This is a genomic window from Pseudofrankia coriaricola (genome assembly GCF_001854805.1).
Taxonomy (GTDB): domain Bacteria; phylum Actinomycetota; class Actinomycetes; order Frankiales; family Frankiaceae; genus Pseudofrankia.
Window position 1 is genome coordinate 131529 of the sequence record NZ_MBLO01000036.1, and the last position, 23739, is coordinate 155267.

Below are 23739 nucleotides of genomic sequence, written 5' to 3' on the forward strand. Positions count from 1 at the left end.
GATTCCATGAAGCTATCCCGACGCGCTCAGGAGCGTCAAGGCGACGAAGTTCCCGGCCGGACGGGCCAGGCGGGCCCCCGCCTGGCCCGAGACATCGCGGGCACCCATTGAACCGGCCGGGAGATCCGGCTACCGTCACGCTGTTTGTACCGGTCGGTCCAGAGGCCAAAGGGTGTGCGAAAATGATCTTCTTTCGCACACGGAGGCCGCTGTCTCGAGATCACTAGGTGGAGGCAGGCACGATGAGCGCTCCGGACATGAACTGGGTCGGCGTCCTCGCCCACCACGCGGACCGCGCTCCGGAGAAGTCCTTCGCCGTCTATGAAGGCGCCACCGTCACCTACCGGCAGGCGCTCGAGGACGCGGCGGCCGTGGCCGCCGGCCTGCGGGCGCGCGGGATCGGCGCGGGTGACGTCGTCGCCCTGCTCGCCTACAACAGCGTCGACTTCCTGACGACGATCTTCGCGGCGAACTACCTCGGCGCGGCCGTCATGCCGCTCAACTGGCGGCTCGCCGCGCCGGAGCTGGAGTACATCCTCGACCACGCCCAGGCCCGCGCCCTCGTGGTGGACCACGAGCTGGTCACGCTCGGAACCGACGCGACCAAGCAGCTGCCGGCCCTGTCTCGCATCGCCATCGCGCCGGAGGCCCCCGACGGGTGGGAGCGCTTCGCCGACCTCGGCGACGACTCGGCGCCGCCGGCCGAGCGCGCCCAGACCGCCGGCGACGACCTCCAGCGGCTCATGTACACCTCGGGCACCACCGGCCGCCCCAAAGGCGTGATGATCACGCACGCCAACCTCGCGTGGAAGAACTACGCACACATCACCGAGTTCGGCTTCACCGCCGCGGACATCGGCCTCGCCTGCGGCCCGCTGTACCACGTGGGCGCCCTCGACCTCGTGACCACGTCGATCATCGCGGCGGGCGGGACGACCCACATCCACCAGACCTTCGACGCCGCCCGCGTGGTGGGCGACATCGAACGGTCACGGATCACCGTGGTGTGGATGGCGCCGGCGATGGTCCGCGCGGTCCTCGACCTGCCGGGGGTCGACGAGCGCGACCTGTCCTCGGTCCGCGTACTCATCGGCGGCGGCGAGAAGATGCCGCTGCCCCTCATCGACCGCATCCAGAAGGTCTTCCCGTCGGCCTGGTTCGCCGACGCCTACGGTCTCACCGAGACGGTCTCCGGCGACACCTTCCTCGACGCCGGCAGCATCCGCGCGAAGCGCGGCAGCGTCGGCCGGGAATGCCTGTACCTGGAGCTCGACATCTGGGACGAGGACGGTCGGCCGCTGCCCGCCGGCGAGGCCGGCGAGATCGTGCTGCGCGGGCCGAAGGTCTTCAAGGGCTACTGGCGGGACCCCGAGGCGACCGACCGTGCCTTCGCCGGCGGCTGGTTCCACACCGGCGACATCGGCACGCGCGACTCCGACGGCTACGTCTTCATCGTCGACCGCCTCAAGGACATGATCCTCTCCGGCGGGGAGAACATCGCCGGCTCCGAGGTCGAGCGCGTCCTCTACGAGCACCCGGCGGTGCTCGAGGCCGCCGTCGTCGGCCGTCCCGACGAGAAGTGGGGCGAGGTGCCGGTCGCGTTCGTCGCGCCGCGGCCGGGAGTCTCCGTCACCGCGGACGAGCTCATCGACCACTGCCGCGGCAGCCTCGCGAAGTTCAAGGTGCCGAAGGCGGTCACCTTCATCGACGCCCTCCCCCGCAACCCGTCAGGCAAGATCCTCAAGCGCGAGCTGCGCGGCCAGCCGTAAGAGCGGTCCGAGAAGCCTGGTCACCGCGTCAACGCCTCGGTGCCATGGATCGGCCGCGCTACCCTGACAGGGGAGATCAGAGGATCGCTGTGGAGTCCCGGGAGGCCGTCGTGAGCACGGAGATGGTCGCTCCCGCCTGGATGCACGAACAGATCACGGCGGAGCAGTACGACTCGTGGTCCAAGGAGCAGAGCGCCGGCATCGAGATCGTGGACGGGATGGTCGTCGTGGCCCCCAGCGCCCTGAAGTACCACAACCGGCTGGCCCGGACCGTCGCGAACGCGCTGGACGCCTCCGGTCGGCCGGACTGGATCGCGGATACGGACTTCGATGTCAGATTGCAGGACGTGCCGCTCACGGTCCGGCGCCCGGATGTCGTCGTGTATCGCGCCGACACGCTTCATATCTATCCGACCCGTCCGGAGCACGTGCTGCTCGTCGTCGAAATCGTGTCACCCGGCTCGGAGGCCACCGACCGGTTCTTCAAGCCCACCCAGTACGCCAGGGCCGGCATCCCCTTCTTCTGGCGGATCGAGGTATCTCCATCCGGCGTGCCGCTCGCGCACACCTATGCCCTCGACCAGGCGACTGCGAGCTACCGCGCCGGCGTCAGTCACACGGGCATCGTCGAGGCCACGGCTCCGTTCCCCGTGAAGATCGACCTGATCCACCTGTAGCCGTGCGCGGCCTTCGCCCTCCACGGTCGTGACCGGGGCCGGCTAGATAGCTGCTGGCCCGCTGGCGGCACGCCTGTACACGGACCACGGATCGAATCTCCACCGGTGCCGCGCAGGATGGTGTCGCGGGCTACGGTCCTCGGCATGGAACCATCTCCGCGCCCGCCGGCCCTGCGGGTGATGCAGGCGAACACCGCCGGGGAACGCGAGATCCTGGAGGCGTTCCTGGACTTCTACCGGGACGTCGTCGCGCACAAGGTGCTGGGCGTCGGCGACCAGGAGGCCAGGCGGCGGCTCGTGCCGTCGGCCACCACGCTCGCGGGCCTGGTCCGGCACCTGACCACGGTCGAGCGCAACTGGTTTCACCGGCTGACGGGCGAGAACCCGGATCTGCCCGAGAGCTCCTGGGCGCTCACCGACGCCGACGCGCTGGGCGCGCTGCTCAAGGAGTACGACCAAGCCTGCGCCCAGTCCCGTGCGGCGGCGGCCGGGTTCGCGCTGGACCACGTCGTGCCGCACCCAGACGCGGGCGAGGTGTCGGTGCGCTGGATCTACGTCCACATGATCGAGGAGACCGCCCGCCACGCGGGCCACGCCGACATCCTGCGCGAGCTGACCGACGGCGCCACCGGCGTTCTCGGCTGACCCCTCGCCCGTCTCGCGACTGCGACGGGTCAAGCCGGGGTCAAGCTGGAAATCCGCTACTCATTGCGCCCCGCTCAAACCCGGCCGACGGCGAACCGGGGGCGCCCGTTCCCCTACCCAGCCGGCGATCATCATGCTGGCGCCGACCGGGTCGAGCCCGTGATCTCCCGCTGGGTATGCGGTCGGGCGCGCCATCGCCCGATTTGTCGCATTTCCGCATACACAACCGCTGATCAAGCTCGCGGCGCGCTGATGCCGCCTGGGCCGGTTCGAGTGGCTGAGCGAGACGTCGACGTCGGCGTCTGTCTTCCGCCGGGAGTGTGCGAACCCGCTACCACGCCGTTTCCGGAGGGTCGAAGAACTGGCAGGTGGTGATCGTCTTGGTCTGTTGCGGCCCGGTGAGGTCTATGCCGTGGGCGGTCAGCACGGTCGCGGTACGCGCGGCGTCCGAGAGCACTTCCGGCCGCCGTCGTCACCGACCTCGCGGACGTGGCGGGCCCGGTGGACATCGTGATCGACATCGTCGGTGGCGCCGTCCTCGCGGCCGCCGTGCCGCTGCTGGGCGAGGGCGGGGCGGCGGTCGCGGTCGGCGCGATCTCCGGCGAGCCGACGGTGCTCGCGCCGGATGTCCTGGCGAGCCCGGCGCGCCGGCGGGTGCAGGGCTACTGGGGCCACTGGCCGGTCGGCGACGAGCTACGTGAGCTGACCGGGCTGGTCGCGGGCGCCACCCGGAGGCGTTGGCCGTCTCAGGACCGGGAGCCTCCTGGCCGGATGCCGGGCTGGCCGGACGGCGCGTCGGGCTCCGCCGCCTGGCCGCCGCCGGCCCGCAGGCCGTCGAGAATCACCGTGGTCAGGTAGTCGTCGGCGCGTGCGCCCGGGACTACCACTGCCAGTAGAAGTCCTGGGCATTGCTCGGTCCCACGGCACTGATGGAGTTCGTGCCGGGAGCCACGTCGAACAGGACCACTCCGTCGGCACCCGCCGTCGCGGTCGCGCAGTTCTGGTTCGGATCGCTGGCGGATGACGCCGTTGACGGGAACGGGAAGAACATTGACGGAAAACCAGCCGGCACGACGAACGGGTTCTCCATACCGCCGATCGACATCAGGCCTAGGATTCGGCCGGTTGGCGGGCCAGCTGAGAACGCCAGCAGCGAGAAGGAGCTCCGGGTGCACTGCGTGGCCTGGACGCGTACCGACGCGACGATCCACATGCCCTTGCGCGCGGCGGAGACAGCGCCGTTCGCGAGCCGGAGCGTCGGGGATGTTCGCACGTCACGGACGGTGAGAACGAGGGTGGTTCCCACCGGCCCGGCGGCGGACGGGCTGACCTCGGAGTAGACGCCGATGGCGTCGGTGCCGAGCGGGAGCGCCGCCGGTTCGGGGCGAGACGACGTGGCGGTGGGAGTGGGCACCGGAGTGCGTGCCGCGGCCGGCGGGCTCGATGTTGGCCGACTGGTCGGCGTCGCGACCCCTGGGAGTGCTGTCGTCGGCTCGCCGCCCGCCGGCGCGGACCTGACGACGGCGAGCCAGGTAGCGGCCACGGCCGTGACCACGGCGACCACGGCCAGAATGATCATGATGGCGACGGCCCGGGAGCGCGGTTTCCGGGCCGTCGTGTCTCCGGTCCGGTGGCTCCTCGCCTCCGGGGTGCCCAACGACCGCCACCAGCCCTCGGACGTGGGCGCCTCAGGCCCTGGGCCGGCGGAGTCCAGGACCTCTGAGGCGAGGGCAGCCGCCAGGTCGGCGGCCGGCATCCGTACGGCCGCCCGCTCGATGTCGTCGACGACTGCCGCCGGCAGCCATTCGATGTCATCGGAGGCGTCGGCCTGCGTCCCGTCGGCCGACGCCCCCGACTCCGGCGTCAGGAGTCCGTCACCGGGATCCAGCCGGTCGAGTACCTCGGCTGGTGTCGGCCGGCGAGTGGGATCCTTGTGGAGACACGCGGCGGCCAGCCTACGAATGTCCGCGTCGGCGATTCCGTCCAGGGCCGGTGGCGAGTGGACGATGCGGTACAGCAGCTCGTGGCTCGCCCCGCGACCGAACGGGTTGGCGCCGGTCGCGGCGTAGGCCAACACCGCGCCCAGGGAGAAGACGTCCGCCGCGAAGGTGACGCGGGTGCCCAGTGCCTGCTCCGGTGCGAGATAGCCGGGGGAGCCGATGGCCACACCGGACTGGGTGAGCCTGCTCTCGTCGACGGTGCGGGCTATGCCGAAGTCGATGACCCTCAGCCCGTTGATCGCAAGCATGATGTTGGACGGTTTGAAGTCGCGGTGGACGACTCCGGCGGCGTGGATGACACCAAGCGCCTCGGCGAGGCCCCCGGCGAGTACCCGCACGGATGACGATGGCAGTGGTCCCCGCTTGGCCACGGCCACCGAGAGCGGGATCCCGACGAGGAAGGCGGTTGCCAGCCATGGAATCGGCGCATCCGGGTCGGCGTCGATCACCGGCGCCGTGAACGCGCCGCTTACGGCGCGAGCCGCGGACACCTCCCGCGCGAATCGGGACCGAAACTCGGAATCATTCGCAAACTCTTCGTGCACCATCTTGACCGCCGCCAGGCGTCCGCCGGGCGAGCGACCCAGATACACCTGCCCCATGGCGCCCGAGCCCAGGCGGGCTTCCAATCGGTAGGGGCCCACCTGTGTCGGATCCTCGGGGAGGAGTAGTTCCACGGCTCTCCCGTCCAGCGCGTGACCCTGCAACTGATCATAGTGGTCCGAGGTGAAGACTGATCCGTAACCCGCCTCTTGGCGGAGGACGACTGTGGCAGACTCGGCGACATCGGTCTCGGCCGGCTGGCGGAGGTTTCCGCCAGCCGGTTACGCGCCGACCAAGGCCGCGAACCTTCCCGCCGAGGCCGGCGGCATCCGGGGAGGGCATGTGCAGCCGCTGCTGCCCGTCGATCCACCGCGCATCGGCAGGTACCGGCTTGCCGGGCGCATCGGCGCCGGCGGAATGGGACGGGTCTACCTCGCGTACTCGGCCGGTGGCCTCGCGGTCGCCCTCAAGGTGATTCACCCACACCTCGCCGGCAACCGCGAGTTCCGCTCCCGTTTCCGCCGCGAGGTCGCCGCGGCCCGGGCGGTCAGCGGCGCGTTCACCGCCGCGCTCGTCGACGCCGACCCGGACGGCCCGGTCCCGTGGCTGGCCACGGAGTTCATCCCAGGTGTCTCCCTGCACGAAGCCGTCACCACGCACGGTTCGCTGCCCGGACCGGCGGTGCGGAGCCTCGGAGCCGCGCTCGCCGAGGCACTCGCCGCCATCCATGCGGCCGGAGTCATTCACCGAGATCTGAAGCCGACAAACATCATGCTCGGCGTGGACGGGCCGCGGGTCATCGACTTCGGCATCGCCCACCCTTCTGAGTCCACGGTTCTCACCCGGAAAGGAGCGACGATCGGCTCGCCGGGCTTCATGGCTCCCGAGCAGGTGAGCGTGGGGAATCCGCCGGTCGGCCCCGCGGCGGACGTTTTCGCATTGGGTGCGGTGCTCATCTATGCGGCGACCGGCGAGAGCCCGTTTGGACGAGGATCGGCCGCCGTACTGCTCTATCGGGTGATCCACGAGGAACCCCGCCTGAACCGGCTGACCGACCCGGCTCTCACCGCTCTCATCGCCACCTGCCTGAACCGCGCCCCCGCCAGTCGGCCCACACCGGAACAGTTGCTCGAGGCGCTGTCAGCCACCGGCAGTCTTTCCGCGAACGAGTCCGGGCGCGGGGCAGAGGAAGGCTCCGAGCCGACCGGCGCCGCCGCCGCCGATGAAGGCGAGGATGAAGGCGAGGGCGCGGACGGCACCACCTGGCTGCCCGCGCCGGTCACCGCCGAGATCACCCGGCGGCTCGCATCCGTTCCCGAGCCGCCGCCGCCCCTCCGCAGGTCGTTCACTCTTCCCCTGCTTCCCGCGCTCAGTGACCTGCCCTATTTCTTGGGCGCCGCACGGAACCTGCTTGTGTGGCTGGTATTCGTGGCGGCGACGGGCGGCTTCCTCGCACTGGTAGCGGCATTAGTCTATTTTGGCTTTGGATGGGACAAGCGTGATACACCGCCGTCGCTCTGTGGACTCGTGACGGCGACGGACCTGGGGCAGGCCGGGAGCGCCGGCGCCGGATACCTGGAGAGCTGGGATGTGTCGCCCGACGCGGAGCCGCAGATTGACGGCGGCTGCGGCTACCGGGTCACATTCAGTGTCCGGCCGCAACCCAATGACCCGTTCGGCGCGACCAAGGTACTTCCAGGAGTATTGATCGCGCGGTACGCGGAGGACGACAGGCTCACCGGCGACCCCAACCTGTACCCGGTGCGTGGGGCACCGGCCCGGCGTGACGGCAGCGTCGTCGAGGTACTCACCTCGGCCGGCCGGATCGACGTGCAGATTGTGGCGTCGGAGGAGTTATTCGCCGTGGATGATTTCGAATCCATCGCGACAAGGATAGCCCAGGTATTCGCCCCGACGTCGCCCTAGTAGGACGACCGCCGTATTATGGTCATTCTTCTTCGTTGGGGAGAATCTCACACGCACCAACGGCAGTGGCGTGCCATTCAGCACGAGGCCGGAATCAGGCCGGAATGGGCTGTCGAGGCAATCACCGATCTGGACGAAGGCGTCCGGCAGTCCATCGCCCGTGTCACGGCGTTCGACGTGCTGGACACGCTCGTTCTCGGCGCCCGGCACTACCGCCCGGAGCGCCGGGAGACCGCGGAGGGGTTCGAGGCTGGCCCGGTCGGCAGCTCGAAGATCGCCAGTTGGGTACCCGCATCCGAACTCCGAGCCCTCGCCGGTTCGGATCCCAGTACCCGGTCCGCGATCAACGGATGGCACACCCCCGGAAGACGTCGACGATCGCCGGACGGGTGCGCATCCCGGCCTTCACCACACCCGCAAAGATCGACAGACATGAAGATCGGCTTGAAGGGGCCCGGCCTGAACGCACCGCTCCCGTCTCACCAGCACCGCGCCCACCGCTCGTCCCAAGAGATCGCCGCATACGTGTTGCCGACGTCGCGAATCCGCCGGAATCACGACGCTGGCAACACGTCGGCGGTGATCAAGAGGTCGGGAGCGAGGGGCGAACGTCAGCGGGACGGTGGCTAGACGGTGGCTACTGGGGTGAGCGGGCCGCCGGCGGTGCCGGGGAGGCGCAGCGGCGGGGCGGTGAGCAGGAAGCTGGTGCGGTTGTTCTCGCGGAGCCAGGTGGCCAGGTCGTGCAGGTACCAGAGCTCGCCGAGCGGGACTCCGAGCTTGAACAGGCACAGGTGGTGGATCGGCAGCAGCGTGTGCGGCTCGGGGCTCGCGGGCGCCCAGCCTTCGACGGCGTAGTTGTCCGCGATGAGCGCCGACAGCCCGGAGTCGAGGATCCACTGCAGGATCCCGTCGTCCTGCGCGTCGAGGTAGGGGTACATCGCCTGGATACGCGACGCGTCGGGGTTGCCGTTCCACTCCAGGATCTTGGTGGCGAACCCGGTGTGGAGAAGCACCATGTCGCCGGGGCGGATCTCCACCTGGTCGGCGTCGATGATGTCGCGCAGCGTCTTCCAGCCGACCGCGGTCCACTCCTCGGTGTTCCCGAGGTGGTGGGCGAGGTCGATCAGGACGGCGCGGCCCTGCACGCCGTGCGCGGCCATGTGCTCGAGGCCGAGGTGCCGGGCGAAGCTGAGGCTGCCGCTGCCGTCGCCCTTGGCATCCTCCCGCGGCCCTATCACGTCCTCGCCGGGCCGGAAACCGTTGTAGTACACCGGCTCCTCGACCCCGTCGCCGTCCGCGTCGAAGAGCGCGCCCTGGTGCACCAGCGCGTCCCACTGCGTGGAGTACTGCAGCCAGAGCGTCACCAGGTCGTCGGACCAGAGGTCGGTGAACGAGTGGTGGAGCTGGTCGCGGGCGACGACGTTGTAGAAAACGTCGGGCTTGTACTTCAGGTCCTCGGTGGGCCGCAGGATCGGCGGGTAGCGGCGCTGGTTGAGCGAGCTGCCGCCAGGCAGGTCGAGCGGGAGGCTCAGCGAGAAGGACCGACCGGCGGAGATCTCGCGGACGCCCTCCAGCACCTTCTCCGGCGTGATCAGGTTGATGCGGCCGAGCTCGTCATCATCACCCCAGTCGCCCCAGGTCGAGTCCTGCGGACGCTGCTTCCAGCGTTTTGCCACTGTTCCCTCCTCAGACCGGGGACGGCCACCGCCTCAGGGAACCTAGTCAGCCTTGTACCGATCGGTCAACAATTGACGGCCGCGTATCCTGACCGGCGGGGAGACGCACGCGGCGACACCGGACTCGACCTCGAACGGCACAGGCCCGCACCTGGCCTCGGACGACGCAGGCCCGCACCTGGCCACCAACGACACAGCTGAACGGAGCGACGGCGAAGGCCATGACGGAGGTCAATGTTCGGCGTAGCGCCAAGTGGGAGCTGCGCCGCCAGGCGATCATCGACACGTCCGCGCACGTCTTCGCCCAGCGGGGATTCCACGGCACCAGCACGGCCGAGCTCTGCGAGGCCAACCAGGTCGGCAAGGGCGCGCTCTACTACTACATCGGCTCCAAGGAGCAGCTGCTCGTCGCGATTCACGACCGGGTGATGGACGAGGTGATGGTCGGCGCCGACCGGGTGGCGAACTCCGAGGGCACCCCGCCCGAGCAGCTCGCGCAGCTCGGCACCGAACTCCTCGACGTCATCCACCGCTACCCCGACCACGTCTGGGTCTTCCTGCACGAGTTCCCGGCGCTCACCGGCGAGAACGCCGAGACGTTCCGGCGGCGGCGCCGGGACTACGAGATCCGCGTCGAGGACATCTTCGAGGCGGGCCAACGCTCCGGCGACTTCCGCGACATCGACCCGCCGATGGCGGCGAAGGCGTGGCTGGGGATGCACAACTACACGTACCTGTGGCTGCGCCCCGGCGGACGTGTCGGCGTGCCCGACCTCGCGGCGCAGTACGCCGACATCTTCGTCCGCGGCATCTCGGCCGCGCCGTCCACCGGTGCCGTCGCCATGCCGTCGCCGGGCACGGCCAGCGCGCCGCCGGTCCCCCCGGCGCGGACCGGCGCGAAGAAGCGGCGCCAGGGCGCGGCGTAGCCGAGGGGCGTCTCGGCGGACGCGCACACCCGGCGCGCACCGAGGACGCCGCCTGCCCGGGGCGGCTACGGCATGGAGGCGGCTACGGCGCGGCGTAGCCGCCGTCGACGACGATCGCCGACCCCGTCGTCCACCGCGAGGCATCGCTGGCCAGGTAGGAGTAGGCGCCGACCAGGTCGTCGGCCGCGCCGAGGCCGAGCGGGTGCTTCGCCGCGATCGCGTCGATCGCGTTCTGCGGGAGCTCCGTGTGCATTCCCGAGAGGAAGGTGCCGGGGCAGACAGCGTTCACCCGGATGCCGTCGCGGGCGTACTCGACGGCGGCGACCTTGGCGAGGTGGATAACGCCGGCCTTGGTGACGCAGTACGGCGCCGAGTGCGACCACGCGGTCATTCCCGCCACGGAGGCCGTCAGGATGATCGACCCGCTGCCCTGCTTGCGCATCGGGCCCACGGCGGCATGGATGGCGTTGACGGCGCCCAGCACGTTGACCCGGAACGACCGGTCCCAGTCCGCGGTCGTCAGGTTGTGGATGCGCCCGTTCTGCGCGAGCACGCCGGCGTTGCTGATGAGGACGTCGAGCCGGCCGAAACGCTCCACCGCCAGGCGCACGACGGCCTCGACCTGGGCCAGGTCGCTGACGTCGGCGACGGCGGTCTCCGGCTTCGCGTCGCCACCCTCGATGCCCTCCACCGTCGCTGCCAGCGCCGCCTCGCTGACATCGGCCAGGACGAGGTCGGTGCCGGGCTCGGCCGCGAACGTGCGCGCCAGGGCTGAACCGAGGGTGCCGCCCGCGCCGAGAAGCACCACCACCCGCCGCCCGGCGGCGCCCTGCCGAGAGACAACCTGTTCGGTGACCTGCTCGATGACGCCGTGCTGATCGGACATCTGACCTCTTACCTTTTACTTGAGTAGGTAGCCGCCATCGACGGTGAGGACGGCTCCGGTGACGAAGTCGGCGGCGTCGGAGGCCAGGAACAGGTAGGCCCCGGCGAGGTCGCCGGGCCGGCCCCAGCGCTGCTGCGCCGTGTGGTCGAGGATGGACCGCTCGAGGCGGTCGTTGCTCTTCCAGCCGGCGGCGAGCGGTGAGTCGAACCAGCCCGGAGCGACCACGTTCACGGTGATCCCCGCCGAGGCGAGGTCCAACGCCAGCGCCTTCGCCATCGCCACCAGGCCGGCCTTGGACGCGCTGTAGGCCGCCAGGCCGCGCGCCGGCCGCTCCCCCAGCACGGACCCGGTGAAGATCAGGCGTCCACCCGCGGTCATCACCCGCGCGGCGGCACGGGCGCCCAGGAACGCCCCCGTGAGATTGACGTCGATGACGTCACGCCAGACGTCCGGATCGGTCTTCAACGGACCGGCGACGACCGGGGAGATGCCGGCATTGCAGATCCAGGCGTCGACCCCGCCCCACGCCTCCACCGTGCCGTCGGCCACCGCGTCGTTGAACGCGGCGTCGCGCACGTCGCCGCCGAACAGCAGGACCGGGCCGGGCAGGGTGTCGGCGACCGTCTTCAGATCGCGTTCGGTGCGCGCGACCAGGGCGACGCTCGCGCCGGCCCGGGAGAACGCGTGCGCGAGCAGCTCCCCAAGGCCCCGCCCGGCACCGGTCAGCACCACGCGTGTACCACGGACGTCGCCGACGGTCGGAAACGTCGGCGGGATCTCGATCCGGTCACTCATCGCCCACTCCACCGCGGCGAGCGCTTCTCGATGAACGCCGCCAACCCTTCCTTCGCGTCATCGGAGTCGAGCAGCTGCCTGAACTCCTGGTCGGACATCGCCCGCAGCGTGTCGTCGTCGGTGGTCGCGGCGGCGCGCACGATCCGGCGGCTGGCCCGCACCGCCAGCGGGGCGGCCGCAGCGACCTGTTCGGCCAGCCGCAGCGCCTGGGCGAACGCCTCACCGGGTTCGACGAGCCGGCTGACCAGGCCGAGCGCGAACGCGCGCGCGGCGTCGATCGGCTCGCCGGTGAGGATCGCGTCCAGGGCGACCGCCCGGCCGACCGCCCGCGGCAGCCGGAACAGGCCGCCGGAGGAGGCGATGAGGTTGCGCTTCACCTCGGCGAGCCCGAAGGCCGCGCGAGTGCTGGCCACGACCAGGTCGGCGGCCAGGACGATTTCCAGCCCCCCGGCGGTGGCCAGGCCGTCCACGGCTACGACCATCGGTTTGGTGCGCTCGCGGAACACGAAACCCGCGAACCCGCCCCGGGCCGTCATGAGCGAGTCGAGCTGCCCGGCCTCGATCGCCTTGAGGTCCGCGCCGGCGCAGAACACCGGGCGCGCCTGCCCGGCGGAGTTGGCGCACAGCACGCCCACCCAGACGTCCGGGTCGTTCTCCAGGGCGTCGATCGCCGATTCCAGTCCGAGGGCGACCTCGTGGTTGACGGCGTTGCGCGCCGCGGGCCGGTTCAGCGTGATCACCGCGACGTGGCCGGACGCCTCGTAGCGGACGACGTCGGACCCGGTCTGGGTCACGGCGTCGGACACGGCGCCCGACGTGGCGTCAGACATCGACGACCGAGATGGCCTGCGTCGGGCAGCCACTGACGGCGCTCATGAGCTCCGCCTCCGTGTTGCCGTCGGGATCGGCGACAACCGCGATCGCCTCGTCGTCCTGGTCGAAGGTGCCCGACGCGTAGATCGTGCACTGCCCGGAGCCCATGCACAGGTCACGGTCGATCCGGATCTCACGAGGCACTCCGACTCCTCCCATCACACGGGTTCCTCCATGCGCACGCTGGCGCTCGGCATGGCTGATGTCAGGCAACGGGAGTCAGCTCCACATGCAGCTTCATCAGGCCGTGGAACAGGTAGGTGGGCATGTACGCGTAGCGCCGCGCGCCGGCCGGCCCGTGGAACTCCTCGGAGATCGTGATCGCGGACGTGCGGTCGAAGAGCCGCTCGAGGACGATGCGCACCTCGGACCGGGCCAGCGGCGCGCCGGGGCAGGTGTGCACCCCGTGCCCGAACGCCAGGTGCCGGCGCGAGTTGGGGCGCTCGAGCCACAGCGCGTCCGGGTTCTCGAACTGGCGCGGGTCCCGCCCGGACGCGGTGTTCATCAGCAGGACGACGGTGCCCGCGGGCAGGTCGACGCCACCGACGCTGGTCGATCGGCGCACCAGGCGGAACGCGCTCTTGATCGGCCCCTGCAGCCGTAGCGCCTCCTCGATGAAGCGCGGGATGAGCGTCCGGTCATCTCGCAGCTGCTGCTGCAGTTCCGGGTTGTCCCCGAGAATCTGCAGGCACGCGCCGAGAAGACGCACCGTGGTCTCCTGCCCGGCGGCGAACATGTTGGCGCCGATCCGGGCGACGTCGATCAAATCCGGGGTGCTGCCGTCGGGGAAGGTCGCCTCCGCCATGCCGGTGAGGACGTCGCCCTGGGGGTTGGCACGCCGCTGCTCGATGCGCTCGATGAAGTAGTCGTAGAGCGGGTCCAAGGTGTGGTGGCCGAGGTCCTTACCGTCGACGTCGCCGGGCAGGACCCCGATCCCGGTCGACTGCAGCAGCATCGGGTGGTCCTCCTCGGGAACCCCGAGGAGGTCCGCGATGACCAGCAGCGTGTAGGGCTGCGCGAAGTCGTTGATGAACTCGCACGTGCCCTTCGCGAGGATCGCGTCGAGCTGGCGGTCGGTCAGCCGCCACATGAACTCCTCGTTCTCCTTGAGCCGCTTGGGCGTGATCAGCCCCATCAGCAGAGAACGGTGCGCGGTGTGCTTCGGCGGGTCGAAGGTGACGAGCTGGTCGCTCTGCGGCAGCACGTCGCGGTGCGCCTCGATCAGCTCGCTGATGTCGTCGCCCTGCCCCTTGATCTCGACGGGGAAGGCCGGCCTCGGCCCCGCGATGAGGTTGCACGAGGAGAAGGTGTCGGGGTCACGGAAGACCGTGAGCGCCTCTTCCCAGCCGGAGACCATCGCGACGCCGTACTTCGGCTCGATCCAGATCGGACGGTCGGCCAGGAGGAAGTTGAAGTACGCCCAGGGGTCGACCGCGACCTCCTGGTCGCGGAAGAAGTTCACCGTGCTGAGGTCCGTCAGGTCCGTCATCTGGCTGCTCCGGTTCGGTCGCGCTCGGCGTACGGTCGCGCTTGGCGTTCGGGTGCGTTGGGGTCTCGATGCGCTCGGGTTTGGGTGCGTGGTGCGCTGGCGCGCGGGTTACGCGCTGGCCGACTCGCGCACCGCGGCGGCGATCCGCTCGACGTCCGGCAGCCAGGCGCGTTCGAGCGACGGCGCGTACGGCGCCGGGGTCGGCTGGGCGCCCACCCGGATCACCGGGGCGTCCAGCGTCCAGAAGCCCTCGCGCACCGCCGCCGCGGCCAGCTCCGCGCCCACGCCGAACGGCGTCACCGCCTCGTGCGCGATGACGAGCCGGTTGGTCTTCGCCAGCGACCCGAGGACCGTCTCGTAGTCCAGCGGCGCGATCGTGCGCAGGTCGATGACCTCGACGCTGATCCCCTCGCCGGCCAGCTGCTCGGCGGCGGTGAGGCAGTTGTGCACCATCTTCGAGTAGGACACGAGCGTGACGTCCGTGCCCTGCCGGCGGACCGCCGCCTTGCCGAGCGGTATCAGCGCGTCGGGCGCCGGGCGCGGCCCCTTGCGCCCGTAGAGCAGCCGGTTCTCGATGAAGACCACGGGGTTCGGGTCCCGGATGGCGCTGCGCAGCAGGCCGTAGGTGTCCGCCGGGGTGGACGGCATGACGACCGTGAGCCCCGGGATGTGCGCGAGCAGTGCCTCCAGGCTCTGCGAGTGCTGGCTGCCCGACGAGCGCCCCGCCCCGAACTGGGTGCGGATGACCAGCGGCATGCTCACCGCGCCGCCGCTCATGAAGCGCATCTTGGCTGCCTGGTTCATGATCTGATCTAGGCAGACGCCGATGAAGTCGAGGTACATGACCTCGACCACCGGCCGCAGGCCCGCCATCGCTGCACCGACGGCCGTGCCGATGACCGCGCTCTCCGAGATCGGCGTGTCGCGCACGCGGCCGGGGTACTTCGCCGCCAGTCCCCGGGTGAGGCCGAAGACGTTGCCGCCGGCGCCGACGTCGATGCCGGCGACGAACACGTCCGGGTCGTGCCCGAGCTCGTGGTCCAGCGCCTCGTGCACCGCGTCCATCGTCCGGAAGATCTCGCCGGCCGGCTCGGGCGGCTCGGCGACGGCCTCGCGCGGGCTGGTGACGTAGTGATACAGCGTCTCCGGGTCGGGCTCGGGCGCGGCGGACGCCGTCGCCACCGCCTTCTCGATCTGCTCGTCGATGTCCCGGTCGATCGTCGCGACCTGCTCCGGTTCCATCCGGCGCGCGAGCACGAGCAGGGGATCGCCGGTCTTGGCGGTGTCGACCTCGGCCGTGTCCCGGTATCGCTCGGGGTCGCCCTCGTAGTGGCCGTGCCAGCGGTAGGTCTCGGCCTCCAGGAGCACCGGCCCGGCGCCGGTCCGAAGGTCGCGGACCAGCCGCGACGCCGCCTGCGCCACCGCGAGGACGTCGTTGCCGTCGACGTGCGCGTAGCCGATGCCGTAGCCGCGGGCCCGGTCGGCCAGCGACGCGCGGTGCTGGTCGGACTCGGGCGAGAACTCGGCGTAGTGGTTGTTCTCGCAGAAGAAGATCACCGGCAGGTCCCAGACGGCGGCCAGGTTGACGGCCTCGTGGAACATGCCCTGCCCCACCGCGCCGTCCCCGAAGAAGGCGACGACGACGCCGCCGGTCCCCCGCAGGCGCGCGGCGGTGGCGGCGCCGGCGGCGATCGGCAGCCCCGCCGCGACAATGCCGTTCGCGCCGAAGATGCCCTTGCGCGGGTCGGCGATGTGCATCGAGCCGCCGCGGCCGCGGTTCGTTCCCGTCTCGCGCCCCATCAGCTCGGCGAACATCTCGGTGACGTCGAGGCCCTTGGCGATGCAGTGCCCGTGGCCGCGGTGCGTGGACGTGATCACGTCCCGGTCGTCGAGCGGCCAGCAGGCCCCTACCGCGGTCGCCTCCTGGCCGATGGACAGGTGCAGGAAACCGGGGATCTGGCTGTCGCGGTACAGCACCGACGCCCGTTCCTCGAAGCGCCGGATCAGGCGCATCCGCCGGTAGAGCTCACCCAGCGTCGCCGGATCGGTGCCGATCTCTTCCACGTCGGTGGACGTCAACGCCTGCTGCCTTCCTTCCGGCCCGTGCGCCACCGGCTCGTGCCCAGCCTCGGGCGACCTGGCCCGAGCCCAGGCCTCCGGTGGCGCCGCCGACCGCTTGACATCGGGCGACAACGCGACATTCTTGTACCGCTCGTTCCAAAAATGCAACCCTTCGTCGACGGGAAGCGGTCATGGACTTCGATCTCCCCGAGGAGACGCTCGCCCTCCAGCGCGTGTGTCGCGAGTTCGCTGCCAAGGAGATCGAGCCGCACGCCGCCGACTGGAGCGAGCGTGAGTACTTCCCGGCCGAGATCTTCCCCAGGTTCGCCGAGCTGGGGATCATGGGCATGCTCATCGACGAGGAGTACGGCGGCGCGGACGCCGGCTATGTCTCCTACGTCGCCGTGATGGAGGCCATCGGCGCCGCGGACCAGTCGGTCGCCGCCGCGTGGAACGCCCACTCGACGATCGCCTCGCTGCCGCTCGCCGCCTTCGGCACGGACGAACAGAAGAAGCGCTGGCTCGTCCCGCTGGCCACCGGCACGCACCTGGGCGCGTTCGGTCTCACCGAGCCGACCGCCGGCTCGGACGCCGCGTCCGTGCGCACGAGCGCCGTCCGCGACGGGAACGGCTGGCGGATCAACGGCACCAAGATGTTCATCACCAACGCCGGCACGCCGATCAGCCTCGGCGTCACGATCCTGGCGACGACCGGCACGTCGGCCGACGGCAGGAAGCGCTTCGGCACGTTCTTCATCCCGGACGGCACCCCGGGGTACTCCAAGGGAAACGCGCTGCGCAAGCTGGGCTGGCACGCGATGGACACCCGCGAGCTCATCTTCACCGACTGCTGGATCCCCGACGACCACCTGATCGGCGAGGAGGGAAACGGCCTGCGCCAGTTCCTGGAGGTCCTCGACGCCGGACGCATCAGCGTGGCGGCGCTCGGGCTCTCCCTCGCGCAGGCCGCCCTCGACCTGGCGCTGCGGCACGCGAACGAGCGGGAGCAGTTCGGCAGCAAGCTCTCCCGGTTCCAGGCGATCGGCCACAAGCTCGCCGACATGGCCACCGAGGTCGAGGCCGCTCGCGCGCTGGTGTACCGCGCCGCGTGGCTCGGCGACCGGGGCCGGCCGTTCGCCAAGGAGGCAGCGATGGCCAAGCTCTACACCTCCGAGGTCGCCAACCGCGCGGCCAGCGCGAGCGTGCAGATCCACGGCGGCTACGGCTACGTGCGCGAGTCCGCGATCTCCCGGTTCTACGCGGACGCGAAGGTCCTGGAGATCGGCGAGGGCACCAGCGAGATCCAGCGCAACGTCATCGCGCGGCACCTCACGAAACGCACGCCGTGACGGCCGAGACGTACGCCATGACGGTCCGGCCCGCACGATGATCAAGATCGTCGCGCTGATCAAGCGCCGGCCGGACCTGACACTCGGCGAGTTCCGGGAGTACTACGAGCACCGGCACGCGGCGCTCTTCCAGCGCGTGATCCCGGCCGAGGTGGCGGACGCGATCATCCACTACGTGCAGAACCACACGGTCGCGCTCGGCCGCGGCACCACCGAGACGGCATACGACTGCGTGACCGAGATCGGGTTCCGCGACCGCGCCGGGCTCGCGACCTGGAACCGCTGGTACCTCGGCGACGAGGGCGGGGTGCTGCGCGACGACGAGGAGAACTTCATGGACAAGAGCAGGCGGTACGTGCTCGTCACCGAGGAGTCCAACCTCGGGGTCGGCCGCTGATGCTGGCCGCGACGATCACCGCGGCCGACCAGGCCGACCCGCTGTCGGGATTGCGCGTCGGTGACCACCCGGAGCCGGCCGTTCCCGAGGGCTGGACCCTCGTCGAGGTCAGGGCCGCGTCGCTGAACTACCACGACATCCTGTCGCTGCGCGGGCACGGGCCCAGGAACGCGCCATTCCCGCGCGTGCTCGGCTCGGACGTGGCCGGCGTCGACGAGGCCGGCAACGAGGTTCTGGTGCACGCACTGGTGGGCGACCCCGCCTGGACGGGCGACGAGGTGCTCGACCCGAGGATCTCGATGCTGTCGGACTTCCACGACGGCGGCCTGGCCGAGCGCATCGCCGTGCCGTCCCGCAACCTGGTGGCCAAGCCGGCCGAGCTGTCGTTCGAGGAGGCGGCCTGCCTGCCCACGGCCTGGCTGACGGCCTACCGGATGCTGTTCGTCCAGGCAGGCGCCACCGCGGGCACGACGGTCCTCATGCAGGGGGCCGGCGGCGGCGTGGCGACCGCGGTGATCTTGCTGGGCCGCGCCGCCGGCGTACGCGTCTGGGTCACGGGGCGGTCCGAGGCGAAGCGCTCGCGCGCCGTCGCGCTCGGCGCGGCCGCGGCGTTCGAGCCGGGGGCGCGGCTCCCGGAGCGGGTCGACGCGGTCATCGAGACCGTGGGGGCGGCGACCTGGGCGCATTCGATGAAGGCCGTGCGTCCGGGCGGCACGATCGTCGTCGCCGGCATGACGTCCGGAACGAACCCGCCCCTGGACATCGAGCGGCTGTATCTGGCCAACCTGCGGATCGTGGGCACGACGATGGGATCCCGCGACGACCTCGAACAGGTCGTGAAGATGGTCGCGGACCACGGTCTGCGACCGCCGATCCACGAGGTCATCCCGCTCGCCGAAACGCGGGCCGGCTTCCGGGCCATGGTGGACGGCGACGTCTTCGGCAAGGTCGTCGCCCGCCCCGAGTAGCTGCTCCCGGATAACGGCGACGGGTCCGCGCCGGCCGGACCGGGCCGTCCGCCGCGGCGGAGGCGGGTGCCCCACAGATACTTTGCCTTCAAACGGTATTGACTCCAACTATCCGGACGGGCTAGACCTTGATGGACCGGTCGGTACAGCCGACCCCGAACGGATGGTGTGGCATGTCCAAGGACTTCGTTGTCTCCGCCGATGGGCACATCCTCGAGCCGATCGACCTCTTCAAGACCCGCATGCCCGTCCACCTGCGCGACCGCGCGGTCTGGGAGGAGGACATCGAGCTCGAGGAGCCGCTCGTCGAGGGCGGAGCGAAGGTCTTCCGCAAGCTGCACACGCCCGGCTTCGAGGGCTGGACGGTCTCCCGCTACCGGCAGACCACGGGCCGCACGCCCGACGGCGCCCCGGAGACGATCGTCGAGGACCTGGAAGCCGACGGCGTCGACGCCTGCGTGATGCACCCGAACCTGTCGATCTTCGGGCTGTACTCCGACGACCACGAGCTGTCGATCGAGCACGCCCGGGTCTACAACGGCTATCTCATCGAGCGCTTCCTGCCGTACCGGGACCGCATCGCCCCGACCTGCCCGATCCCGCTCACGGACATCGACGACGCCGTCGCCGAGATCGAGCGGGTGACGGGCGCCGGCTTCAAGGCCCTGTTGCTGCCCGGCATCCCGCCGACGACCTACTGGGACCCGGCGCTCGACCGGGTCTGGGACGCGGCCCGCGCCGCCGGCGCGCAGATCTTCTTCCACACCCAGACCGGTGGCGTGAAGATGAAGAACCCGTCGTCCTCGACGATGCGGGTCGTCAAGGAGAACGCCCGGCAGGTGAACCAGCCGGTGACCGCGAAGTCCGCCGCCGAGCGGCTCTACACCCAGTCGGTCCTGTCGACGCTCACGCCGCAGAAAGTGATCTGCGACCTGATCGGCGCCGGCGTGGCCGAGCGGTACCCCGAGCTGCACTTCAACCTGATCGAGTTCAACGCGCACTGGCTGTCCTCGCTCGTCGGCGCCATGGACAAGGCGTGGACGACCGGCATCGGCCAGGACACCGACTGGTGGATCGGCTCGTGGAACGACGAGGCCCCGCCGACCCTCGAGGGCCAGGACACGATGGCGCGGATCTTCCTGCTCAACGAGAAGTGGCCCTACCCGCTCATGCCGAGCGAGTACGTGCAGCGCCAGTTCCACGTCTCGTTCTCCGACGACCTGGCCGCGGTCGCCGCCCGGCACATCACCGGCGTGAGCTCGATCATCTGGGGCAACGACTACCCGCACGCGGAGGGTACGTTCCGGGGCAGCAAGGAGCTGCTCGCCCAGCAGTTCGCCGGCGTCCCGGACGCGGAGCGCAAGGCGATCGTCGGCGGCACGATCGCCGAGGTGATGGGCTTCAAGCAGCCCGCGACAGTCTGAGCCGAGACGAGACGAGCCGAACCGACGTGCCCAAGCAGTGGAACCGCGATCCGATCCAGGCCGCGTACGACCTGTGGGTCGACAAGGGCTGGGACGACACCGCCGACGGCATGATCGCGGTTACCTCACTGCTGCGGGTACACCAGCTCCTCATGGCGCGCGCCGACGAGATCCTCGCTCCCGTCGAGCTGTCGTTCGCGCGCTATGAGGTGCTCGTCGTCCTGTACTTCAACGAGGACGCGGTGCCGCTGTCGTACCTCGCGAAGGCGCTGCAGCTGCACCAGGCCAGCGTCACGAACCTCGTCAACAAGCTGGAGAAGCAGGGCTATCTGGAGCGGCGGGCGCACCCCACCGACCGCCGGATCACCCTCGCCCAGGCCACCCGTATCGGCCGAGCCCGTACCCGCACCGCCATCCGGCGGCTGAACTCCGAGCTGTTCTCCCAGCTCGGGCTTACCACCGAGGAGACGCGGGCGCTGGTCTCGGTCTTCGCGAAGATGCGCCACGCCTGGGGAGACGCCCAGGAGGACGGAGGAACCGATGCCGCTGGCGCTCTGCTGCATGTCGCACAGTCCCCTGCTTGACATCACCACGCAGCGCCCGGAGCTGGAGGCGGACGTCACGGGGGCGCTCGACACGGCCCGCGACTTCGTCGCCGCCGTTGACCCCGACGTCGTCGTCATCTTCGTCCCGGACCACTTCAACGGCTTCTTCTACCGCCAGATGCCGCCGTTCTGCCTGGGCGTCGCGGCCCGGGCGATCGGCGACTACTCCAGCCTCGCCGGGGACCTGGCGGTGCCGAGCGCGCTCGCGCGCGAGCTCGCCGGCGCCGTCCTCGACGCGGGCGTCGACCTGCCGGTCTCGCATCAGATGGAGGTCGACCATTCCACCGCGCAGCCGCTGCGTGAGCTGTTCGGCTCCCTGGACGCGCGGCCGGTCATCCCGGTCTTCATCAACGCGGCGGCGCCGCCACTCGGGCCGTTGTCGCGGTCCCGGGCGCTGGGCACGGCGATCGGGCAGTTCTTCGCGGCCCGCGACGAGCGGGTGCTCTTCGTCGGCTCGGGTGGCATCTCGCATGATCCGCCGGTGCCGGCGCTCGACACCGCTCCCGCGCCGGTGGCCGAACGGCTCGTCTCCGGCCGGCCGCTCACGGCCGAGGAGGCGGAGCGGAAGCACACCGGCGCCGTCACCGAGGGTGAGCGGCTGGCCGCCGGGACGAGCGACCGGCTACCGCTGACCCCGGAGTGGGACGAGGCGTTCCTCGACCTGCTCGGGGCGGGCAAGCTCGCCGAGCTCGACGGCTGGAGCAACGACGAGATCGGCGCCCACGGCGGTGGCGCGCACGAGATCCGCACCTGGATCGCCGCCTACGCGGCGCTGGCGGCGGCGGGGCCGTACGAGGTCGGCTACCGCTACTACCGCGCGATCCCCGAGTACATCGCCGGCTTCGCCGTGACCACCGCGCTGCCCACCGGCTGAGCTGCCGCCCGAGCCGACGAGGTCTTGCCTCGGTCCGACCACCAAAGGTAATCTCCGTCTGCTGCACTATTAGAACGGGATCGTGCATTATCTGCACATGATCTCCTATGGGAGATCTCGTGCGCGAGATTTGTGGACGCGGTCCGCGGCGGTAGGGGCGTGCGATGCACAACAGATCTGACGTCGTGAGATACGACGTCGTGGTTCTCGGCTCGGGTGCGGCGGGGCTGACCGCCGCGCTCGCCGCGGCGGTCGAGGGAGCTGCGCGGGTCGCCGTCTTCGAGAAGGCCGAGCTGGTCGGCGGCACGACCGCGCTGTCCGGCGGGACGGTCTGGATCCCCGGCAACCAGCCCGCCCGCGAGCTGGGCGTCGACGACTCGCGTGCGCGTGGCCTCGAGTACCTGGCCAGCCTGTCCAACGGGATGATCCTGCCCGAGCTCGCCGAGGCGCTCGTCGACGGCGGTCCCGAGTACGTCGACTTCATCCACCAGCACACCGAGTTACGTTTCCAGCTCGTCGAGGGCTACCCCGACTACCACCCCGAGCGGCCGGGCGGCCTGCCCGGCGGCGGGCGGTCGATCGAGGTCGGCCTCGTCAGCCTGGCCGAGCTCGGCGAGTGGGCCGACCGCATCGCCGGCACCCCGAGCCGGCTACTCATCCGGGAGACGCCGCTGGGCGGCGGCACCGGCGTGCTCCCACCGGCGGAGCTCGCCAGACGCGACCAGACGGGCGCCGAAGGCCTCGGCCGCGGCCTCGTCGCCGGCCTGTTGGGAGCCTGTCTACGCCGCGGCGTCGAGGTGTTCACCGACTCCCGAGGGCTGCGCCTGCTGACGACGGACGGAGCCGTCACCGGCGTCGAGATCCAGAGTTCCACGGGTGTCCGAGCGGTGTCGGCCGGCGCGGTCGTGCTCGCCACCGGCGGCTTCGAGTACGATCCGGAGCTCGTCCGCGACTTCCTGCGCGGGCCGCTCACCCGGGCGATCGGGGCACCGACGAACACCGGCGACGGGCTGCGGATGGCGATGCGCCTCGGTGCCCAGCTCGGCAACATGCGCGAGGCCTGGTGGGCCCCGGCGGTGAGCTTCCCGGGCGTGCGCCGCGACGGCGGCGCGAACGGGCTGCTGGCCTCGCGGGAGCGGGCGCTGCCCGGGTCGGTGATGGTGAACGGGTACGGCCGTCGGTTCGCGAACGAGGCCGCCAACTACAACGCCTTCGGCGGCGCGTTCCACGAGCTGGACGCGTCCCGCTTCGAGTACCCGAACCTGCCCAGCTACCTGATCTTCGACCAGTCGACCGTCGACCGCTTCGGCGTCCTGGGCGGCGGCCCCGGCGCCACGGTGCCGGAGTGGGTGACCCGCGCGGACAGCCTCGGCGAGCTGGCGGGAAAGCTCGGCCTTCCGGCCGAACAGGTCGAGGCGGCCGTCGCGGCGTTCAACGAGCACGCCCGCGCCGGCGTCGATCCCGACTTCGGCCGCGGCGAGAGTGCGTTCGACCGGTTTCCCGGCGGCAGGACGACGCTGGACCCCGACTCGCCCCATTCGACGCTGGGGCCGGTCGAGACCGCGCCCTTCTACGGCGTCCGCGTCGAGTCGTCGCTGCTCGGCACGAAGGGCGGCCCGCGCACCGACGGCGAGGGGCGCGTGCTGGACGTCGACGGCGACGTGATCGGCGGGCTTTACGCCGCCGGCAACGTCATGGCAAGCCCCACCGGCATGGTCTACGGCGGCGCCGGCGCGACCCTCGCGGTCGCCGGGGTGTGGGGCCGAAACGCCGGCCGCGCCGCCGTGCGCGACCGCGCCGTTGTCCCAAGTGGCGCGACCGACTCCGTCGGCAATGGCTGAGATCGGCAATGGCTG

At 70.7% G+C, this 23739-nt stretch carries 22 protein-coding genes; 13 read left to right on the forward strand and 9 right to left on the reverse strand.

From position 1 onward, the window contains the following. Positions 1 to 242: 242 nt before the first annotated feature. The 3 genes from BCD48_RS06880 to BCD48_RS06890 all read left to right on the forward strand — a co-directional run bounded on the left by BCD48_RS06880 (position 243) and on the right by BCD48_RS06890 (position 3091). Positions 243 to 1769: an acyl-CoA synthetase gene (locus BCD48_RS06880; RefSeq protein ID WP_083418269.1), complete on the forward strand. Its 1527-nt coding sequence runs from the start codon at positions 243 to 245 to the stop codon at positions 1767 to 1769. A gap of 122 nt (positions 1770 to 1891) precedes the next feature. Next, complete coding sequence (locus BCD48_RS06885; RefSeq protein ID WP_198543134.1) at positions 1892 to 2446, forward strand: Uma2 family endonuclease; 555 nt, start codon at positions 1892 to 1894, stop codon at positions 2444 to 2446. A gap of 144 nt (positions 2447 to 2590) precedes the next feature. Next, the gene (locus tag BCD48_RS06890; RefSeq protein WP_198543127.1) at positions 2591 to 3091 is read left to right on the forward strand and encodes a DinB family protein; all 501 of its coding nucleotides are present in this window, start codon (positions 2591 to 2593) and stop codon (positions 3089 to 3091) included. A 331-nt stretch (positions 3092 to 3422) separates the two neighbouring features. On the opposite strand, the gene BCD48_RS54775 is transcribed toward BCD48_RS06890, so the two are convergent. Beyond that, positions 3423 to 3548, reverse strand: coding sequence for a hypothetical protein (locus BCD48_RS54775; protein ID WP_274536498.1), 126 nt, complete (start codon positions 3546 to 3548; stop codon positions 3423 to 3425). Positions 3549 to 3592: 44 nt separating this feature from the next. On the opposite strand from BCD48_RS54775, the gene BCD48_RS52085 reads away from it, so the two are divergent. Beyond that, the gene (locus BCD48_RS52085; protein ID WP_071047448.1) at positions 3593 to 3949 is read left to right on the forward strand and encodes an MDR/zinc-dependent alcohol dehydrogenase-like family protein; all 357 of its coding nucleotides are present in this window, start codon (positions 3593 to 3595) and stop codon (positions 3947 to 3949) included. 22 nt (positions 3950 to 3971) lie between these two features. Here BCD48_RS52085 and BCD48_RS52090 read toward each other — a convergent pair whose 3' ends face one another. Further along, on the reverse strand, positions 3972 to 5768 hold the full coding sequence (locus tag BCD48_RS52090; protein WP_083418270.1) for a protein kinase domain-containing protein: 1797 nt from the start codon (positions 5766 to 5768) through the stop codon (positions 3972 to 3974). Positions 5769 to 5859: 91 nt separating this feature from the next. Between BCD48_RS52090 and BCD48_RS06905 the strand changes: the two genes are divergently transcribed. Next, on the forward strand, positions 5860 to 7560 hold the full coding sequence (locus BCD48_RS06905) for a serine/threonine-protein kinase (RefSeq protein WP_071047450.1): 1701 nt from the start codon (positions 5860 to 5862) through the stop codon (positions 7558 to 7560). Between the two features lie 626 nt (positions 7561 to 8186). Here BCD48_RS06905 and BCD48_RS06910 read toward each other — a convergent pair. Continuing rightward, entirely contained in the window at positions 8187 to 9236 is a 1050-nt protein-coding gene (locus tag BCD48_RS06910) for a cyclase family protein (RefSeq protein ID WP_071047451.1), read from the reverse strand. A gap of 221 nt (positions 9237 to 9457) precedes the next feature. Between BCD48_RS06910 and BCD48_RS06915 the strand changes: the two genes are divergently transcribed. Then, entirely contained in the window at positions 9458 to 10162 is a 705-nt protein-coding gene (locus BCD48_RS06915) for a TetR/AcrR family transcriptional regulator (protein ID WP_071047452.1), read from the forward strand. An 82-nt stretch (positions 10163 to 10244) separates the two neighbouring features. Here the strand turns inward: BCD48_RS06915 and BCD48_RS06920 are convergent, their stop codons facing one another. The 6 genes from BCD48_RS06920 to BCD48_RS06945 all read right to left on the reverse strand — a co-directional run bounded on the left by BCD48_RS06920 (position 10245) and on the right by BCD48_RS06945 (position 16284). Beyond that, complete coding sequence (locus tag BCD48_RS06920; protein ID WP_083418271.1) at positions 10245 to 11048, reverse strand: SDR family NAD(P)-dependent oxidoreductase; 804 nt, start codon at positions 11046 to 11048, stop codon at positions 10245 to 10247. A gap of 15 nt (positions 11049 to 11063) precedes the next feature. Further along, complete coding sequence (locus tag BCD48_RS06925; protein WP_083418272.1) at positions 11064 to 11843, reverse strand: SDR family NAD(P)-dependent oxidoreductase; 780 nt, start codon at positions 11841 to 11843, stop codon at positions 11064 to 11066. Further along, complete coding sequence (locus tag BCD48_RS06930) at positions 11840 to 12673, reverse strand: enoyl-CoA hydratase-related protein (RefSeq protein ID WP_071047453.1); 834 nt, start codon at positions 12671 to 12673, stop codon at positions 11840 to 11842. The genes BCD48_RS06925 and BCD48_RS06930 overlap by 4 nt, the downstream gene beginning before the upstream one ends. Then, complete coding sequence (locus BCD48_RS06935) at positions 12666 to 12860, reverse strand: ferredoxin (RefSeq protein WP_116271445.1); 195 nt, start codon at positions 12858 to 12860, stop codon at positions 12666 to 12668. The genes BCD48_RS06930 and BCD48_RS06935 overlap by 8 nt, the downstream gene beginning before the upstream one ends. Positions 12861 to 12921: 61 nt before the next feature. Continuing rightward, entirely contained in the window at positions 12922 to 14205 is a 1284-nt protein-coding gene (locus BCD48_RS06940; RefSeq protein WP_071047455.1) for a cytochrome P450, read from the reverse strand. A 108-nt stretch (positions 14206 to 14313) separates the two neighbouring features. Next, the gene (locus tag BCD48_RS06945; protein ID WP_071047456.1) at positions 14314 to 16284 is read right to left on the reverse strand and encodes an alpha-ketoacid dehydrogenase subunit alpha/beta; all 1971 of its coding nucleotides are present in this window, start codon (positions 16282 to 16284) and stop codon (positions 14314 to 14316) included. 173 nt (positions 16285 to 16457) lie between these two features. On the opposite strand from BCD48_RS06945, the gene BCD48_RS06950 reads away from it, so the two are divergent. From BCD48_RS06950 to BCD48_RS06980, 7 genes are all read left to right on the forward strand, one after another. Then, on the forward strand, positions 16458 to 17615 hold the full coding sequence (locus BCD48_RS06950) for an acyl-CoA dehydrogenase family protein (protein WP_071047457.1): 1158 nt from the start codon (positions 16458 to 16460) through the stop codon (positions 17613 to 17615). A 37-nt stretch (positions 17616 to 17652) separates the two neighbouring features. Next, positions 17653 to 18012 (forward strand): EthD domain-containing protein, encoded by a 360-nt coding sequence (locus tag BCD48_RS06955; RefSeq protein ID WP_071047458.1) that lies wholly within the window; start codon positions 17653 to 17655, stop codon positions 18010 to 18012. Continuing rightward, complete coding sequence (locus BCD48_RS06960; protein WP_071047459.1) at positions 18012 to 18980, forward strand: quinone oxidoreductase family protein; 969 nt, start codon at positions 18012 to 18014, stop codon at positions 18978 to 18980. The genes BCD48_RS06955 and BCD48_RS06960 overlap by 1 nt, the downstream gene beginning before the upstream one ends. 173 nt (positions 18981 to 19153) lie before the next feature. Then, positions 19154 to 20404, forward strand: coding sequence for an amidohydrolase family protein (locus BCD48_RS06965; RefSeq protein WP_071047460.1), 1251 nt, complete (start codon positions 19154 to 19156; stop codon positions 20402 to 20404). Between the two features lie 26 nt (positions 20405 to 20430). Further along, complete coding sequence (locus BCD48_RS06970; protein ID WP_071047461.1) at positions 20431 to 20988, forward strand: MarR family winged helix-turn-helix transcriptional regulator; 558 nt, start codon at positions 20431 to 20433, stop codon at positions 20986 to 20988. Further along, the gene (locus tag BCD48_RS06975; protein ID WP_071047462.1) at positions 20945 to 21883 is read left to right on the forward strand and encodes a 3-carboxyethylcatechol 2,3-dioxygenase; all 939 of its coding nucleotides are present in this window, start codon (positions 20945 to 20947) and stop codon (positions 21881 to 21883) included. The genes BCD48_RS06970 and BCD48_RS06975 overlap by 44 nt, the downstream gene beginning before the upstream one ends. A gap of 164 nt (positions 21884 to 22047) precedes the next feature. Further along, on the forward strand, positions 22048 to 23724 hold the full coding sequence (locus tag BCD48_RS06980) for an FAD-dependent oxidoreductase (RefSeq protein ID WP_071047463.1): 1677 nt from the start codon (positions 22048 to 22050) through the stop codon (positions 23722 to 23724). Positions 23725 to 23739 lie beyond the last annotated feature (15 nt).